Below are 15,894 nucleotides of genomic sequence, written 5' to 3'. Positions count from 1 at the left end.
GACGCGTGCCGTGCGCGCGGCCGCGAGCGCCGCTTCGCACGGCCGCGCTACCCGGCGGCGAGCGCGGCCGCCGACGGCTGCGCCGCATTCGGTCGCCGCTGCATCGCCTTCTAGCCGGCGCGTGCCGGCGCGAGATGCTGCGCAGTGGCGGTTGCGCACCGGATTGAACGATTTTCCGCCCCGTGCGCGGGGCATGAAGGAGACACGATGAATGCTGCGCACCCGCGCGCTCCGGCCACCGGCGACGAAGTGGCCGGCGTTCGCATTCCGCGCACGCCCGTTGCGGCAGAGGCGACCGATGCGGTTCGCGCGTCGCTGCCTGCCGCGCTTGCCGATCATGCGGCCCGGGTGTTCGTGTTCGCGTCGCTCGCCGCGCGGCGTGCGGGCGACACGTGCGATGCCGACGCGCTGTACGTCGCCGCGATGTACGCGAACATGGGCCTCAGCCACGCGTACTGCCGTTCGACCCAACGCTACGAACTCGACGGCGCGGATGCCGCGCACGCGCTGCTGCTGCGGCATCGCCGGTCGCGGCGCATGCGCGACGACGTCTGGCATGCGATTGCGTTGCATACGACGCCGGCGGTGGCCGCTCGCGCGTCGCCGCTCGCTCGCGCGCTGGCTTGCGCGGTGTCGACGGATCTGATGGCGACCGATTTCGACGCATACACGGCCGATGAGCGCGCCGCGCTGCTGGCTGCGTACCCGCGCGGCAGCGGCTTTCGCGAAACGTTCCTCGCGACGGTCGCGCGCGGCGTCGAGCATCGGCCGCTGTCGACGTTCGGCACATGGAGTGCGGACGTGCTCGAACGCGCGGACCCGGATTTCCATCGGCCGAACTTCTGCGGGCGCGTGCTCGGCGCGCGGTGGACCGACGCGTGATCGCGCCGCGCGGGCGTGCGGCGGGCGGCGTGCGGCAGCGCGACCAGTAGCACGACCGGCCGCGCGACCGGCAGCGCAAGTGCCAGCACAACGCGCCGCGCAATCCGCGGTATCGCGACGCGGCGCCGCACGTACCGCTCGTTGCGCGATACGAGCACGGCTCACGCGTGCGCCTGCGCCGCGTCGTGCCGCGCATAGTCGACGTAGCCTGCGCGATCGCCGCCATACCAGCCGACGGTTTTCGGCTCCGCGAGCGGCGCGCGGATCGCGATGCGTTCCACGAGGTCCGGATTCGCGATATACGCGCGCGCAAACGCGACGAGGTCGGCGTCGCCTGCGTCGATCAGCGCGTTCGCCGCGTCCGGCGAGATGCCGCCGTTGACGATCAGCGTGCCGTGGAACGACTGCCGTGCATGCTCGACGATGCGCGGCAAATCGGGCTCGCCGCTCCAGCCGTTGGTGTCGGCCGCGTGCAGATAGGCGACGCCCGCTTCGTCGAGCATCCGGCCGACGTACGCATACGTCGCGTCCGGATCGGCGTCGCGCACGTTGTTGTACTTCGCGTACGGCGAGATTCGCACGCCGACGCGCGCGAGCGGCATCACGCCGCCGACCGCATCGACGATTTCCTCCAGAAAGCGCGCGCGATTCGCGACCGAGCCGCCGTAACGATCGTCGCGGCGGTTCAGCGTCGACGACAGGAACTGGTGCGGCAGATAGCCGTTGGCCGCGTGGATCTCGACGCCGTCGAAACCTGCCGCCATCGCGCGCTCGGCCGCGCGGCGGAATTCTTCGACGGTCGCGACGACTTCATCGGTCGTCATCGCGCGCGACGGCGTCGCGTGAATCTTCGTGTAGTAGCCGTTCTGCAGTTGCGCCCACACCTGCAGTTGTTCGAGGTCGTCGTTCACGCCGGACGGCGACAGCGGCGCGGCGCCGCCGAGCAGCGTCAGCGAGCTGACGCGTCCGCCATGCCACAGCTGCGCGAAAATGCGTCCGCCTTGCGCGTGGACGGCATCGGTGACGATCTTCCACGCGTCCGCCTGCGCATCGTCGACGAGCCCCGGCGTCAGCTCGAACGCGGCGGATGCGGCGCTGACGTTGGTCGCCTCGGTCACGATCAGGCCGGCCGACGCGCGCTGCGCGTAATACTCGGCCATCAGTTCGGTGGGCAGGCCGCGCGACGGTGCGCGCGAGCGCGTCATCGGCCCCATCACGACGCGGTTCGGCAGCGCGAGGCCGCGCAGGTCGTAGGCACTGAGCAGGGAAGACATGGTGGACTCCTTTCGTTGACGTGGAGCGGGGCGGTAACGCGCCCCGCGAACGAACCGGTTCGACGGGTGAAATCGAGCGGGTTCAGCCGATCGCGTGACGTTGCGCGTGCGGCCGGCCGACCAGCAGGTAGTGGGCGAGCGCGACGACCGGGAATGCGCCGGCCACCGTCGCGACGAGCGGCCAGCCGCCATGCTCGTACAGCGGGCTCGCGAGCGCGGAGCCGATGGCGCCGCCGACGAAGATGCTCGTCATGTACAACGCGTTGAGCCGGTTGCGGCTCGCCGCGTGCAGCGCGTAGATCTCGCGCTGGCCGAGCACCATGTTCATCTGCACCGCGAAGTCGAGCACGATCCCGGTGACGACGAGCCCGTAAAGGCCCGCGCCGTGCACGAACCCCACCGCATACGACAGCGCGCCGGCGACGAGCGCGATCAGCGTCGCGCGCACCGTGTGGCCGGCATCGGCGAGCCGGCCGGCCACCGGCGCCGACGTCGCGCCGATCGCACCGACCAGCGCGAACAGGCCGATCGCCGATTGCGACAGTCCATAGTGACGCGTGAGCTCGACCGGCACCGCGGTCCAGAACAGGCTGAACGACGCGAACATCAGGCCCTGGTAGAGCGCGCGGTGGCGCAACACCGGCATCGTGCGAACCAGCTGCAGCAGCGAGCCGATCAGTTCGAAATAGGTCGCGCGATGGTCGGGCTGGCGCGACGGAATCGTCAGCGCGAGCACGGCCGTCACGAGCGTCATCAGCACGGCGGCGGCCGCGAACACGAAGCGCCAGCCGAACGCGTCGGCCACGACGCTCGACAGCGGGCGCGCGAGCAGGATGCCGAGCAACAGCCCGCTCATGATCGTGCCGACGACGCGGCCGCGCGAATGATCGGGCGCGAGGTGCGCGGCGAGCGGCACGAGAATCTGCACGGCCACCGAGCTGAAGCCGATCAGCAGCGAAATCGCGAGAAAGAGCCCGGGCGTGCGCACGAGCGCCGCCGCCGCGAGGCTCGCGATCGACACGACGGCCGTCACGATCATCAGCTTGCGATTCTCGAGCAGGTCGCCGAGCGGCACGATGAAGAACAGGCCGAGCGCATAGCCGATCTGCGTCAACGACACGATCAGGCTCGCCGTGCCGCCCGACATGTGCAGGCCCGGCGCAATGAGCTCGATGATCGGTTGCGCGTAGTACAGGTTCGCGACGATCGCGCCGCAGCTGAAGGCGAACAGCAGGATCAGCCCCTGCGTGAGTTTGGTGCCGTGCGCGGGCGGCGCGAGCGGCGTGGAATCTGCTGACATGGTCGGCTCCTGGAGAAGAGGGAAGTCGGACACCGTCGCCGCGCCGGCATTGCGTTCGCCCGGGCGCGTGACGGTGCACCGCGTTGCCGTCAATACTATTGATCAACCGATAAAATCGGAAGCGAGCCGCCGCGCAATCCAGCGTTGCGCGGCACGCAAAGGTGCCGCGTGCGTTCAGCCGCGCTTGCCTTGCAACGTCGGAATCTGCTCGAACAGGCCCGCGAGCCAGTCGACGAACACCTTGAGCTTGACGGGCACGTGGCGATTCGGCGGATACAGCACCGAGATCGGCCGCGCCGGCGCGTTGAAGTCCGTCAGCACTTCGCGCAGCCGGCCCGATTTCAAGTAGGGCTCGACCAGATACAGCGACGTCTTGATCAGTCCGATCCCGGCGACGCCGCATTCGATGTAGTTGTCCGCATCGTTGACGGCGACCGTGCCGCACATCTGCACGATGCGCGGCTCCCCGTCGACGACGTAGTCCCACACGCGCGGCCGCCCGGTATCGGCCGAGATGTGGCTGACCGCGACGTGCTGCGCGAGATCGTCGACCGTCTCCGGCTCGCCGAACCGCGCGAAATATGCGGGCGATCCGCACGTGCAGGTGGTCAGGCTGCCGATCCGCTTCGCGATCATCCCGGAGTCGTCGAGCGCGCCGATGCGCACCACGCAATCGACGCCTTCGCCGACGAGGTCGATCTGCCGGTCGGTCACGCCGAGCTCGATCATGATCCCCGGATGGGCGTCGAGGAACGCCGGCAGCGCGGGCACCACGACCTGCTTCGCCATCGCCGGCGGCAGGTTCACCTTCAGCCGCCCGCGCGGCACGTTGCGGGCCTGCGACACCGATGCCTCCATGTCGTCGATCTCGCGCAGCACCGCGACGGAGCGTTCGTAGTACGCCTGACCGTCCTCCGTCAGCGAGATGCGGCGCGTCGTGCGGTTCAGCAGCCGGCAGCCGAGATGCTGTTCGAGCGCGCTCAGCAGCGCGGACACGCGCGGTGTCGTGAGGCCGGTCGTGTCCGACGCGCGCGTGAAGCTGCCGGTTTCGACGATGCGCGTGAACACGCGCATCGAAAGCAAGGTATCCATCGTCGGGAAAGCTCCAGCCTGTCGGGTTGCGGCGCCGGCGTATGCCGGCGCGCGCTTGTCGGGCAGCAAGTATCGAGTATCAAATGTCGGGTGTCGAGTAGCGGGGCCGAGCGAACCGCTATGCGTCGATGCGCTTTCTCAGTGCGTCGCCGGCGAACGGCATTTCACGCATGCGCTGGCCGGTCGCGTCGAAGATCGCGTTGGCCAGCGCGCCCGCGGTCGGCCCCATCGACGCCTCGGCCGCGCCGAGAAACGGCGCGCCGGGGCGATTGACCAGATGGACCTTCACGCTCTGCGGCGCGGCCGAGAAGCGCAGGATCGGATAGCTGCTCCAGTCGAAGCTGCGAATCCGCTCGGTGTCGTATTTCAGCGCCTCGTACAGCGTCCAGCTCGCGGCCTGCACGATGCCGCCCTCGATCTGGTTGCGGATGCCGTCCGGCGACACGACCTGGCCGGCGTCGACGGCCGCTTCCGCATGCTCGAGCGTCACGTGGCCGGTTTCCGGCACGACCGATACCTCGACCGCGAGCGCGACGTACGCCATCAGGTTCTTGTACTTGCCGAACGCGAAGCCGACGCCGCGGTTGCGCGCACGCGGCGGCCGCGGCCAGCCGAAGCGCGCCGCCGCGAGCTGGATCACCTGCCGCGCGCGATGGTCTTCCATGTGGCGCAGCCGGAATTCGACCGGATCGACGCCGGCCGCGTGCGCGAGCTCGTCCATGAAGCTTTCGATCGCCCAGACGTTGGTGTGCGCGCCGAGCGAGCGCATCGCGGACGTCTGCAGCGGCATCGTCGGCGAGAAGTTGTTGACGATGTGCTGGTTCGGCAGCGCATACAGCGGGATCGCGTTGCGGTCGGCGCCGCCTTCGGGTTGCAGCATCGGCGTCGACGGCGCGGGCACGAACGGCGGCTCCAGCATCCGCGCGGGCAGCAGCCGGCCGGCGTTGACGATCCGTTCGTTGTGCGAGCTGCTCCACAACGCGTAGTTCCAGTCGACGATGCGGCCGCCCGCATCGAGCGATGCGCTGACCTCCGTCACCATCGCGGGCGTGAAGTGATCCCACGTGTGTTCCTGTTCGCGCATCCACTGCACGCGAATCGGCTTGCCCGGTATCGCGGCGGCGATCAGCGCCGCATGCGCGGCCGCGTCGTCCGCCCCGTTGTGGCCGTAGCAGCCGGACCCTTCGGTGTGAATGCAGCGCACGCTCGCCTTCGGCATCGACAGCATCTCGGCGAGCGCGTCGCGCAGCGGATAGACGCCCTGCGAGTGCGTCCACACGGTCATCGTCCCGTTCTCCAGATGCGCGACCGAACACGACGGCCCGATCGACCCGTGCAGCAGATAGTTCTTCAGGAACGTCGCGTTCAGCGTTTTCACGGCCGGCGCGGCGGCCGCATGCGTGTTCGCGATCTCGATGCGCTGCGTCGCGATCCGCTTCAGATCCGCGTGCACGGTGCCGCGCTCGGGCAGCTTGCGGCCCGGCGACCAGCGGCAGCCGGCGGCGAGCGCGCGCTGTGCGACCACTGCCTGCCACTCGCCCTGCGCGACCACCGCGAGCATGCTGCCGTTGCGCACGATCCGCACGACGCCGGGCAGCTTCAGGATCGCGGCCTCGTCGAACGACAGCAGCTTCGCGTCATACACCGGCGGCATCACGACGCGCGCGTGCAGCATGCCGGGCAGCTGCATGTCCTGCACGTAGCTGACGCCGCCCGTCACCTTGTTCGGGATGTCGACGCGCGGCAGCGACGTGCCGATCACCGAGAACGTCGCCGGGTTCTTCAGCGGCGACGTCGGCGCCGCATTGCGGTGCAGGTCGACCGTGCGGATCGCGTCGCCGTAGGTCATCGTGCGGCCGTCGGGCGCCTTGATCACCGCGTCGGCGGTCGTCAGCGTGCGCGGATCGACGCCGAAGCGCTTCGCGGCGCCTTCCACCAGCAGCGCGCGCACCTGCGCGGCCGCATTCAGCAGCGCGGAGCCGCTGTCGGCCATCGTGTGGCTGCCGGCGGTCAAGCCCTCGTCGGGCGACGCGCCGGTGTCGGCCGTCAGGAACGTGATCAGCGACGGCTTCATGTCGAGTTCTTCGGCGGCCACCTGCAGCAGCGCGGTGCGCACGCCGGTGCCGAGCTCGACCTTGCCGGTAAACACCGTGACCTTACCGTCCGGCGCGATCTTGATCCACGCGTCGAGCAGCGGATTGGTCTTCAGGCTGCCGGCGAGCGCCTGCGTGGCCTTCGCCACGTGCACGGCCGCGCCTTCGTCGGCGATCACGAGCTGCGCGGCCGCGCGCGACGCAGGCGCGAGACTGAACGCGACGAACAGCGCGCCGGAGACGATGAAGTGCCGGCGGCCTTCGTCGATGTCGTCGTGGGAATTCATCACAGTGCCTTGCTGATCGTGACGGGAGCGGAAGCGGGTTCCGGCGCCGGGAGCCCGGCGACGGAGCGCACGGCCGCGAGAATCCGCATGTGCGTGCCGCAGCGGCACAGGTTCGGTTCCATGTGCGTGCGCAGTTCGTGTTCGGTCGGTTGCGGATTGCGCTCGAGCAGCGCCTGCGCGCGCATGATCATCCCGGCGATGCAGTATCCGCACTGCGCGGCCTGATGCTCGATGAACGCGCGCTGCAGCGGGCCCGGATGCTCGGCGCTGCCGAGACTCTCGATCGTGCGCACGTTGCGCGCGCCGACCGCGGCCACCGGCATCAGGCACGAGAACGTCGGCTTGCCGTCGACGATCACCGTGCAGGCGCCGCATTGTCCGAGGCCGCAGCCGAACTTCGCGCCATGCAGGTGCAGGTCGTTGCGCAGCGCGTACAGCAGCGGCGTGGACGGATCGATGTCCAGCGCGTGCCGCACGCCGTTGACGGTGAGGGTGATCATCGTGCGGAATCCTCTTTTCTGAGCTTCGCGGCCAGCGCGTCGACGCCCGACCATGCGGGACGATCGGTATAGGTCTCGCGAACGTACGCGGCGAGATCGGCGATCTGCGCGTCGTCGTACTGGTCGATGAACGACGGCATGTAGTTCAGCGTGTCCTCGCCATGCCAGCCGATGCCGTTGAACATCATCTGGATCGCGTTGCGCGGCGTGGCCGCGTTGACCGCCGTGCTGAACGCAAGCGTCGGCCGCTCGCCGATCGACTGCATCGGCGCGGCCGGCCCGTGACACTGCGCGCACGACGCCTGGAACAGCACCGCGCCGCGCTGCGCGGCCGGCGTCGTCGCGGCGCGTTCGACCGGATTCGCGGCCGCACGCGCGTTCGCCGGCTTCTGGATCGACAGGATGTACGCGGCGATCGCGTCGACGTCCTCCTCCGGCACCGTCGCGAGGTCGCGCGTGACCGGCAGCATCGGCCCGGCCGCCGCGCCGTGCTCGCTCGCGCGGCCGGTGCGCAGGTACGTGACGAGCTGCGCCTGGGTCCAGGGCCGCGTGGCCTGCGCGAGCGTATTGAGCGGCGGCGCTTCCCAGCCGTCGACGATCCCGCCGTCGAATGCGCGGCCGCGTTGCTCGCCGCCGATCGCATTCAGCGGCGAGTGGCACGACGCGCAGTGGCCGAGCCCGTCGACGAGCATTTTTCCGCGATTCCATTGCGCGGACTGCGCGGGATCCGGCCGATACGCGCCTTCTTGCAGGAACAGCACGTTCCAGAACGCCACGAGCGGCCGGAAGTTCAGCGGGAACATCAGGTCGTTGGCGGGCGTCGTCGCGCGAACCGGCGTGCGCGTCATCAGGTACGCATAGGCCGCGGCGATGTCGTTGTCCGACATCCGCGTGAAGTGAACGTACGGAAACGCCGGGTAGAGCGGCTGACCGTTGCGCCCGATGCCGGTGCGCAGCGCCCGCGCGAATGCGTCGCGCGACCAGCGGCCGATGCCGGTGTCCGGATCCGGCGTGATGTTGGTCGCATAGATCGTGCCGAACGGCGTCGCGAGCGGCAGGCCGCCCGCGAACGGCTTGCCGTCCTTCGCGGTGTGGCACACGATGCAGTCGCCGAGCGCGACGACCCGCGCGCCGGCGCGCACCAGCTGCGGATCGAACGACGCGGCGGCGGGCGGATCGATCGGCGCGATCGCGGGCCGGACCGTGATCCCGATCGCGACCGCGAGGCCCGCGACCGCGGCGCCGGCCACGCCGAACCAGAGTCGTTTGTGCTTCATGTGCGCTCCACGCGAAGCGGTGCGCCGCACGTTGCGCGATGCGCGTGCCGGCCGTCCCGCGTCGGCCGGCACGGGCGTGAACGCGTTGCAGCGTGGTGGTGATGGGCAACAGGATTCAAGTCGTCACTCCGGCAATCGAAATGGCGCACAGGCGCCTGGCCCGTGCGCTCGCTCATGCAGCCAGTCTACGCAGACGTCGGCGTCATTTCCTGAAGCGGGGCTGAAACGTTCTGAACGGCGTCCGGCCCCGACGCGGTTGCGCGCGGCACGCATGCGCTAGATCCGCAGCAGCCGGCCGGCATTGCCGCCGAGCACCATCGCGCGCTGGTCGGCGGGGAGGTTCAACCGATCCAGGAAACGCACCGGCTGCTCGTAGCCCATGTCGAAACAATAGTCGCTGCCGAGCACGAGGCGGTCGATACCGACGTTCTCGATCAGGAAGTTCAGCACCGGCGCCGAATGGGACACCGTGTCGTAGCTGAAGCGCCGCAGATAGCTGCTCGGCTTTTGCGCGAGCCGGCGCGTTTCCGGCCGCACGGTCCAGCCTGCGTCGAGGCGGCCGGCGACGATCGGCAGCGCGCCGCCCGCATGCGGCAGCGTGAAGTGCAACGCCGGGTGACGATCGAGCACGCCGCCGAGGATCAGGTGCGAACCTGCGATCGCCGTATCGAACGGGTTGCCGAGCAGGTTGCTCAAGTAGAAATCGCCGAGGCGCGCGCCGCCGACGGTTTGCTGCGGATGCAGGAACACCGGCAGCCCGAGCTGCTCGATGCGCGAGAACACCGGCGCGAACCGCGGATCGTCGAGGTCGCGGTTGTCGATGTTCGTGCCCATGTATACGCCGCGCACGCCCGGCAGCGCCGACGCGCGCTCGAGCTCGTCGATCGCGTCGGTCGCATCGAGCATCGGCAGCGTCGCGAGGACGACGAAGCGCGCCGGATGCCGCTGATGCACGCGCGACGCGGCCGTATTCCATGTGCGCGCGAGTTTCGCGTTGAACGGCCGGTCGCCCCAGTACGCCATCGGCACGCTCAGCGACAGCGCCTGCACGTCGACGCCGGAAGCATCCATGTCGTTGAGCCGCGCATCGACGTCGATGAATTTCATCGGCAGCGGCCCGAGGCCGCCGGCCGGCGTGCGGAACGTGAACGTCGTGTCGTCGCACGCGAATGCGCCGCCGAACCGCTTGCCTTCGCCGCCGACCAGATCGCAGAAGCTTTCCGGGTAGTAGTGCGAGTGGATGTCGATCGCGCGCGGGCGGCGGGCAGCGAGCGCCGCCGACGCGGACGGATCGCCCGATGCGGGCGACGCCGGCGATGCGTAAGCCGGTTGCGCTGCCGACGCCGTGCGTCCGGTAACGGCCGAGCCCGCGAGCGCGGCGAATGCGCCGAGCACGCGGCGCCGCGCGGGGGACATGCAGCAGGAACAGGTCATCGGATCGTCTCCAGGTCGTGATTGTCGTGTTCGCGCGCGCCATGGCGCGGCAGGATGCCGAGCTCGCATTCGACGAGCTGCGTGTCGAACAGCGCGCGTTCGCGCCGCGCGCGGGCCGAGCCGTCGGTGATCGACACCGCGACGATCGCGACTAACGCCGCGGCCATCGAGAACAGCGCCGGATATTCGTACGGATAGAGCGCGCGCGCGTGGCCCAGCACCTGGACCCAGACGGTCGGGCTCAGCACGGTAAGCGTGACCGCGGTGACGAGGCCGACCGTGCCGCCGGCCACCGCGCCGCGCGTCGTCAGGCCGCGCCAGTAGATCGAGAGCAGCAGCACCGGGAAGTTCGAGCTGGCCGCGATCGAGAACGTCAGGCTGACGATGAACGCGATGTTCTGCTTCTCGAACGCGATGCCGAGCACGATCGCGAGCACGCCGAGCACCAGCGTCGTCGCGCGTGCGACGCGCATTTCGTCGCGATCGGTCGCGCGGCCGCGGCGCAGCACGTTCGCGTAAAGGTCGTGCGAGATCGCGGACGAGCCGGCGAGCGTCAGCCCGGCGACCACCGCGAGAATCGTCGAGAACGCGACCGCGCAGATGAACCCCAGAAACAGGTTGCCGCCGACCGCATGCGCGAGGTGGATCGCGACCATGTTCGCGCCGCCGGCGACCGCGCCCGATGCGTCGTGATACCGCGGGTCCGGGGCGACGAGCGCGATCGTGCCGAAGCCGATCACGATGATCAGCGCATAGCCGACGCCGACGATGCCGGTCGCATGAAGAATGCTCTTGCGCGCCGCGCCGACGTCGCGAACCGTGAAGAACCGCATCAGGATATGCGGCAGGCCGGCCGTGCCGAAGATCAGCGCGAGGCCGAGCGACACCGCGGACACCGGGTCGGACACGAGGCCGCCCGGCCGCATGATCGCCGCGTGCTGCGGATGGACGCGTTGCGCCTGGGCGAACAACGCGTCGAGGCTGAAGCCGAAGCGGCTCAGCACCATGAGCGCCATGAACGCCGCGCCGGCGAGCAGCAGCACCGCCTTGACGATCTGGATCCACGTGGTTGCCAGCATGCCGCCGAAGAACACGTAGATCACCATCAGCACGCCGACGATCACCACCGCGACCGTATAGTTCAGCCCGAACAGCAGCCCGACGAGCTTGCCGGCGCCGACCATCTGCGACACCAGATAGAGCAGCACGATCACGATCGAGCTCGACGCGGCGAACGCGCGGATCGGCCGTTGTTGCAGCCGGTACGACACGACGTCGGCGAACGTGTACTTGCCGAGATTGCGCAACGGCTCCGCGATCAGGAACAGGATGATCGGCCAGCTCGCGAGAAAGCCGACCGAATAGATCAACCCGTCGTAGCCGCTCGTGAACACGAGCGCCGAGATGCCGAGCAGCGACGCGGCCGACATGTAGTCGCCCGCGATTGCCCAGCCGTTCTGGAACGCGGTGATGCGGCCGCCGGCCGCGTAGTGATCGGCGACGCTGTGGTTCTGGCGGGCCGCCCAGCGCGTGATGACGAGCGTCGACGCGACGAACAGCACGAACATGCCGATGGCGACCGGATTGTGCGCGTGCGCGAGCGGCGCGGCGCCGGCCGCGCACGCCGCCGCCGCGGCCGACGCGATGGCCGCGGCCAGGATGACGGAAACGATGCGCTTCATTGACCGCCTCCGTCGCGAAGCGACGCGACGCGCGCGTCGTGCACCGAATTCGCACGCCATACGTACAGCGCGACGAGCGCGAACGTCGCGACGAACATGCCGAAGCCGGCAGGAATCCCCCACGTGGTCGGGCGGCCCGGCACGATCGGCCGGCCGAGCCATGCCGGCGAGAACGCCAGCGACAGGATGAACGCGAAATAGAGCGCGAGCATGACGGCGGTCAGCGACCACGCGAATCGCCTCCTGCGCGTGACGAGGTGGCGCAAGCGCGTATCGCGCAGCAGCGGATGCGCGGCCGCGGCGCGCGCGTCGGGGTCGAGATCGGGGGCGCGGCCGGCGGCGGCCGTAATCGAGCGGTTCACGGTGTCTCCTTGTCGGTATCGGATAGGGCGCGATGCGGCGGGCGCGGCACGTCGTGCACGCGCGCGCCGGCGTTCAGAATCGGGGCGGCACGGCGGTTTCCCGCATCACGACTTCCGGCGTCCGGTAGCGCTCGGCCATCGCGCGTTCGGTGTCGTCTTTCAGTTGCGCCTGCATGTATGCGCCGAGATGGCGCGCGTGCTGGACGATCGCGGCGCCGAATGCGGTGCGCGCGTCGCTGTATGCGTGCAGCGCGTCGACCGGATCGGTGTGCGCGGCCAGCGCGCCGACGAGCGCCATCGCGTCGCCGGCCGCCTTCGTGACGCCCATCCCGCAATGCGGCCGTGCGACGAACGCGGCGTCGCCGAGCAGCGCGACGCGGCCGAACGCCATGCGCGGCACCTCGAGGTCGTAGATCGGCTGGAACAGCGGCTGCGCGGCGCGCGACACGACTTCCGCGAACTGCGGCGCGAGCAATGCATGCGCGGCGTCTTCCATGTCGTCGAGCACGTCGCGGCGGATCAGCGTCGGCGGAATGCCGGCCGGCCACAGCTTGCCGGTCGCGTCGGTGAGCAGGTTCGGCAGCTCGGTGTCCTCGCGGGTCGCGCGATACCAGACGAAGTTGTAGCGGCGCTCGCCGGGCTTCGTGCTGTTGTGCCGACCGGCGACCGGATAGCCGAGGATCTGCTCGTGCGGCGGCAGGCCGAACGCGAACCGGTCGAACAGCGCCGCATGCGTGCGATCGGACAGTTCGCGCTCGTCGACGAGCCCCCGCCACGCGACATAGCCCGCGTACTGCAGCCGTGCGTCCGGCAGCAATCGCTCGCGGATCGCCGAACGGAAGCCGTCGGCCGCGACGACGAGATCGGCGTGCACGACCGACCCGTCGGCCAGCGTGAGCGTCGCGCGTTCGGGGCCGTCGGCCACGTCGGCGACGACCGCGCCCGCGTGATGGTGCTGGTCGGGCAGCGCAGCACGCAGCACGTGGTACATCTTGCTCCATGCGGTGAGCGTCTGCGGCAGTGGCCGCTCGGACGCGAGCGAGCCGTCCTGCGCGAGCGTCACGCGCGATTCGACGTTCACGCCGATCGATGCGTCGATGCGCACGCCGGCCGCGCGCAGCACGTCGAACAACTCCGGATGCGTGACGATGCCGGCGCCGCGGCCGGACAGCGCATCGGGCACGCGTTCGAACACGTCCACGTCCCAGCCGTTGCGCAGCAGCAGGTTCGCGGCGAACAGCCCGCCCAGCGAGCCGCCGACGATGGCGGCCTTGCGATTCGTCGAAAGGGTGTTCATGTCACGCTCCATTGGCAGCAGTGGCCGCCGCGGCCGTGCGCGGCGTCTCGAGGCCGGCGACCTCGGCGGCCGGGTAGTTCAGTTCGATCGTCACGCCCGACGGATCCTCGATGAAGACCTGATGCAGGCCGAGGCTCGGCACGGTGCGGTCGCGCCATGCGATGCCCTCGGCACGCAGCGTGCGCCACATCGCTTCGACGCCGGTCGCGACGAACGCGATGTGGTCGACGGTGCCGGTGCCCGACGCCGGCACGGCCCTGTCGCCGAGATACGCTGCCAGCCCGTGCGGATCGGCCGGGTCGATGCCGATCAGGTGGACGGTGCCGTAGTCGGCTTCGTCGTCGCCGGCGTAGAGCCACGCGCCCGGAAAGTCGAACGGCGGACGGTAGCCGCGCTTGAAACCGAGTACGCGTTCATAGAAGCCGCACGATCTTTCGAGATCGGGCGTACGGATCGAATAGTGAGCAAGTCGCGAGACAGGCATGGCGGACCTCTTGTTTATCGAAGGATAAGTTATCGTTCGATAAATTCTAGGCGGAAAAACGGCGCAGCGTAAAGCCGCGATCGAGCCGTGTTAACCCTTGGTCATGAACCGGGGACGCATCGCGTGCGGACCGGCGCCGATCGCGCCGGCCGGCGCGTCAGGACGGGAGTTCGCCGGCCACGACTTCGTCCGCATAGCACCAGACCCAGCGCTCGCCGGGTTCGATCGATCTGGCGAGCGGGTGTCCGGTTTCGCCGAAATGCCGGCTCGCGTGCCGATTCGGCGACGAATCGCAGCAGCCGACATGTCCGCAGGTCATGCACATCCGCAAATGCACCCAGCGGCTGCCGGATTTCACGCATTCTCCGCAGGTGTCCTTGTCGGTGTGCAGCACGCGCGCTTGGCCGAGATGCGTACAGGCGTTGGTCATCGTGGGCTCCGGTGCCGGCGCGGGAGCAATGCTTGCGGCGCGGCCGGCGCGATGCCGCAAGCGGGACGGATAGGCGGCATTGTGCGGCGTCGCGGCGCGGCAGCGCCTTAATTGTTATGAAATCGCGCGTGCGGCGCCTGCATGCAGCGTAGAGTCGCGGGTGCGTCCGGACGCATGGCGACGGCCGGACCGCATCCGCCATCGACATTCCCGGGAGGCGCTCATGGTTCAGTCGCAGCACGTGCGGATCATCGGCCTGCCGCACAGCAAGGACGCGTACGAGATCCGCGATTTCCTGCAGCGGCGCATGGTCGCGTACGACTGGTGCGCGTTGACATCCGACGCCGACTGCGCACGCGAGCTCGGAATCGCGCCGCTGCGCGACGTTCGGCTGCCGGTCGTGATCTTTCCGGACGGCTCGCGCCTGTACCAGCCGACGCTTGCCGAGATCGCCGAGCGGCTCGGCTGGGTCGCGACGCCGCGTTTCGTCGAATACGACGTGTCGATCTATGGCGCGGGTCCGGCCGGACTGTCGGCGGCCGTCTATGCGGCGTCCGAGGGGCTGCGCGCGGTGGTGATCGAGCGCGGAGCGGTGGGCGGGCAGGCCGGCACGAGTTCGCTGATCGAGAATTACATGGGGTTTCCCGACGGCATTCCGGGCGCGGAACTCGCGGAACGTGCGCGCGAGCAGGCGATGAAGTTCGGCGTCGAGCTGCTGACGATGCGCGAAGGCGTGCATGCGACGTTCGTCGACGGCAAGATCCGCGTCGAACTCGCCGACGGCTCGATTCTGGTCGCCCGCTCCAACATCTGCGCGACCGGCATCGAATACCGGAGCCTCGGGCTGCCGGACGAGCCGGCGTTTCTGAATGCGGGGCTGTTTTACGGCGCCGGGTCGAGCGAAGCGCCGATGTGCGCGGGCGAGCACGTCTTCATCGTCGGCGGCGGCAATTCGGCCGGGCAGGCCGCGATGAATTTCTCGCGGCATGCGCGCGAGGTGACGATGCTCGTGCGCGGCGCGTCGCTCGCCGACACGTTGTCGCGCTATCTGATCGACCGGATCGAGCGCACGCCGAACATCACCGTCCGGTATCGGTCGACGGTCGGCGCGCTGTACGGCGACGGCTGGCTCGATGCGATCGAGCTGCACTCGGAAGACGGCACGCGCGAGCGCGTGCCGGCCACGCGACTGTTCGTGTGCATCGGCGGCGCGCCGAATACGGACTGGGCGAAGGACACCGACATCATCCGCAATCCGGGCGGCTACCTCGTGACCGGCAGCGACCTGTACGACTGCCCGGCGTTCGAGCGCGTATGGCCGCTCGAGCGCCGCCCGTACTACCTCGAAACGAGCGTGCCGGGATCGTTCGCGGCCGGCGACGTCAGGTCGGGCTCGGTCAAGCGCGTCGCGTCGGCAGTCGGAGAAGGCGCGATGGCCGTGACTTTCGTGCACCGGTTTCTCGGCGAGGACGCGCACCGGCTCACGGCGGCGTGACGCGC

General features: G+C 69.5%; 14 protein-coding genes. 2 read left to right on the top strand and 12 right to left on the bottom strand.

The window, feature by feature from the left end; all coding sequences use genetic code 11:
* The first annotated feature begins 207 nt into the window (after nt 1-207).
* Nucleotides 208-882, top strand: a complete 675-nt coding sequence (locus BSE24067_RS22510) for an HD domain-containing protein (RefSeq protein ID WP_151064291.1) — start codon at nt 208-210, stop codon at nt 880-882.
* Nucleotides 883-1,043: 161 nt separating this feature from the next.
* On the opposite strand, the gene BSE24067_RS22505 is transcribed toward BSE24067_RS22510, so the two are convergent.
* The 12 genes from BSE24067_RS22505 to BSE24067_RS22450 form a co-directional block, all read right to left on the bottom strand.
* A complete protein-coding gene (locus tag BSE24067_RS22505; RefSeq protein ID WP_151064290.1) occupies nt 1,044-2,156 on the bottom strand; it encodes an alkene reductase in 1,113 nt (370 codons plus the stop codon).
* 82 nt (nt 2,157-2,238) lie between these two features.
* Nucleotides 2,239-3,456: an MFS transporter gene (locus BSE24067_RS22500; protein ID WP_151064289.1), complete on the bottom strand. Its 1,218-nt coding sequence runs from the start codon at nt 3,454-3,456 to the stop codon at nt 2,239-2,241.
* A gap of 174 nt (nt 3,457-3,630) precedes the next feature.
* Nucleotides 3,631-4,548 carry a LysR family transcriptional regulator gene (locus BSE24067_RS22495; RefSeq protein ID WP_151064288.1) on the bottom strand — a complete coding sequence of 306 codons (918 nt, stop codon included), beginning with the start codon at nt 4,546-4,548 and terminating at the stop codon, nt 3,631-3,633.
* 118 nt (nt 4,549-4,666) lie between these two features.
* Nucleotides 4,667-6,928: a xanthine dehydrogenase family protein molybdopterin-binding subunit gene (locus tag BSE24067_RS22490; RefSeq protein ID WP_151064287.1), complete on the bottom strand. Its 2,262-nt coding sequence runs from the start codon at nt 6,926-6,928 to the stop codon at nt 4,667-4,669.
* Nucleotides 6,928-7,428: a (2Fe-2S)-binding protein gene (locus tag BSE24067_RS22485; protein ID WP_151064286.1), complete on the bottom strand. Its 501-nt coding sequence runs from the start codon at nt 7,426-7,428 to the stop codon at nt 6,928-6,930. Before BSE24067_RS22485 ends, BSE24067_RS22490 begins: the two co-directional genes overlap by 1 nt.
* Nucleotides 7,425-8,705, bottom strand: a complete 1,281-nt coding sequence (locus BSE24067_RS22480) for a c-type cytochrome (RefSeq protein ID WP_151064285.1) — start codon at nt 8,703-8,705, stop codon at nt 7,425-7,427. Before BSE24067_RS22480 ends, BSE24067_RS22485 begins: the two co-directional genes overlap by 4 nt.
* Before the next feature lie 276 nt (nt 8,706-8,981).
* On the bottom strand, nt 8,982-10,139 hold the full coding sequence (locus BSE24067_RS22475; RefSeq protein ID WP_151064284.1) for an amidohydrolase family protein: 1,158 nt from the start codon (nt 10,137-10,139) through the stop codon (nt 8,982-8,984).
* Nucleotides 10,136-11,821, bottom strand: coding sequence for a cation acetate symporter (locus BSE24067_RS22470; RefSeq protein WP_151064283.1), 1,686 nt, complete (start codon nt 11,819-11,821; stop codon nt 10,136-10,138). Before BSE24067_RS22470 ends, BSE24067_RS22475 begins: the two co-directional genes overlap by 4 nt.
* On the bottom strand, nt 11,818-12,183 hold the full coding sequence (locus BSE24067_RS22465; RefSeq protein WP_151064282.1) for a DUF485 domain-containing protein: 366 nt from the start codon (nt 12,181-12,183) through the stop codon (nt 11,818-11,820). Before BSE24067_RS22465 ends, BSE24067_RS22470 begins: the two co-directional genes overlap by 4 nt.
* Nucleotides 12,184-12,256: 73 nt before the next feature.
* The gene (locus BSE24067_RS22460) at nt 12,257-13,480 is read right to left on the bottom strand and encodes an FAD binding domain-containing protein (protein ID WP_151064281.1); all 1,224 of its coding nucleotides are present in this window, start codon (nt 13,478-13,480) and stop codon (nt 12,257-12,259) included.
* Nucleotide 13,481: 1 nt separating this feature from the next.
* The gene (locus BSE24067_RS22455) at nt 13,482-13,964 is read right to left on the bottom strand and encodes a VOC family protein (RefSeq protein WP_151064280.1); all 483 of its coding nucleotides are present in this window, start codon (nt 13,962-13,964) and stop codon (nt 13,482-13,484) included.
* Between the two features lie 157 nt (nt 13,965-14,121).
* The gene (locus BSE24067_RS22450) at nt 14,122-14,394 is read right to left on the bottom strand and encodes a UBP-type zinc finger domain-containing protein (protein WP_151064279.1); all 273 of its coding nucleotides are present in this window, start codon (nt 14,392-14,394) and stop codon (nt 14,122-14,124) included.
* 223 nt (nt 14,395-14,617) lie between these two features.
* On the opposite strand from BSE24067_RS22450, the gene BSE24067_RS22445 reads away from it, so the two are divergent.
* Complete coding sequence (locus BSE24067_RS22445) at nt 14,618-15,889, top strand: NAD(P)/FAD-dependent oxidoreductase (protein ID WP_151064278.1); 1,272 nt, start codon at nt 14,618-14,620, stop codon at nt 15,887-15,889.
* The last annotated feature ends 5 nt before the right edge of the window (nt 15,890-15,894 follow it).

It is taken from the genome of Burkholderia latens, assembly GCF_902499045.1.
GTDB lineage: Bacteria > Pseudomonadota > Gammaproteobacteria > Burkholderiales > Burkholderiaceae > Burkholderia > Burkholderia latens.
Note: the sequence above shows the minus strand (reverse complement) of the source record. Positions and strands in the feature narration are given on the sequence as shown.